Origin of the sequence: Cytobacillus firmus NBRC 15306 (assembly GCF_001591465.1) — a bacterium.
GTDB classification, from domain to species: domain Bacteria; phylum Bacillota; class Bacilli; order Bacillales; family Cytobacillaceae; genus Cytobacillus; species Cytobacillus firmus.
In genome coordinates this window covers 1-1,175 of the sequence record NZ_BCUY01000224.1, presented here as the reverse complement: position 1 = coordinate 1,175, position 1,175 = coordinate 1, and the positions used below count along the sequence as shown (strand labels likewise).

Here is a 1,175-nt window from a genome sequence, read left to right as displayed (position 1 = left end):
CTTGATATCTGATTGCCATAGTTGGTTGCGATGTCGCTTCTGAAATCTCCTGGCAGCTACTCCTGTCTGGGAATAGAGTCGCATATGCCGTGTGCTGTAACCTTTTTCAGTGAGCTTTTCCTGGAGCGTTGACCTTTTGATCTGTCCTGGTTCAGCCAACCCTTCCCACTCGAGTATCTGTATGATTTGAGCTACGCTCCGGCTTGGCACTTCCTTACGCAGAAGGATTGCCTGTTCCAATAAATGAGGAGAGATAGCTTCAGACTTTTTTGCACCTTTTCTTCCTTGCGGCTTCAGTCCCCCAAACCCATCTTCCTGAAATCGAGCCAAATATCGCCTGATGGTTCTTTCTGAAAAACCGCTGGCCTTCGCTATTTGGTCTCTTAATTCCTTTACTTTCCCAGCGTCAAGCCCCTCTGCCAATAAAGGGGATATCAGCTGAAAACGCTGCACTGCCAATTCCTCTGATTTCTTATGTTCCCTCATGATACACTCTCCTCTCTGTGTCTATCATGAGTGTAAATCAGGTGTTATTGGACAATGAATGCAGAACGGGTGTGTATCCATAAATTAATATTTACGATGGGCCGGACAATTCTTGTCAGCCATCCATTGGCATCTCCTGCCAAGCGTCCTATCCTTTGAAGTGCGGTCCCTGAACATTTGGACGTGATATTCCGGGGGATATTTCCCTGATTGGTCCTGACCATGATGGAATTCAAACAGCCGATCCAATAATCCACAAATTGATGAAACCAGCCGTGCCATCTCGAAAGAGTGGAATCATCGGCGGGTACAATGTGGGTGGACGGGTTCGTAAGAACGTCTTCGATACATTCAGCCTCATAGCGTTTATAAGGAATCAATAAATCTGGAAGTTCATGATGGATGGTCTGACAATTGGTGCACTGCAATCTTCGGATGTTATATGTCTTACTCTGACCTGTATGATCCTTGGCTTTTCGATTCTTTGTACCTCTAACCAACATGTCTTTCCCGCAGCATGGGGAAGGAGTCCTCCCCGCACCCCTAACTAAAAACTCCAGTAAGTATGTTTTCAATCAGCTGATAATCTGATACAATAACCATATACTTTTTTTGTGGGACGTTTCCTGTATAACTGTTGGCGCAGTTATACATTATGGGGGACGTCTTTTCCTTTCTCCAGAATAAAT

The 1,175-nt window shown here is 45.1% G+C and carries 2 protein-coding genes; both read right to left on the bottom strand.

Annotated elements, in window-relative coordinates; all coding sequences use genetic code 11:
• Positions 1 to 486, bottom strand: a 486-nt coding sequence (locus BFI01S_RS21995) for a helix-turn-helix domain-containing protein (RefSeq protein ID WP_156478374.1), incomplete at its 3' end; no start/stop codon positions are given.
• Positions 487 to 530: 44 nt separating this feature from the next.
• On the bottom strand, positions 531 to 1,061 hold the full coding sequence (locus BFI01S_RS21990) for a DUF6431 domain-containing protein (RefSeq protein WP_268875357.1): 531 nt from the start codon (positions 1,059 to 1,061) through the stop codon (positions 531 to 533).
• Positions 1,062 to 1,175: the final 114 nt, after the last annotated feature.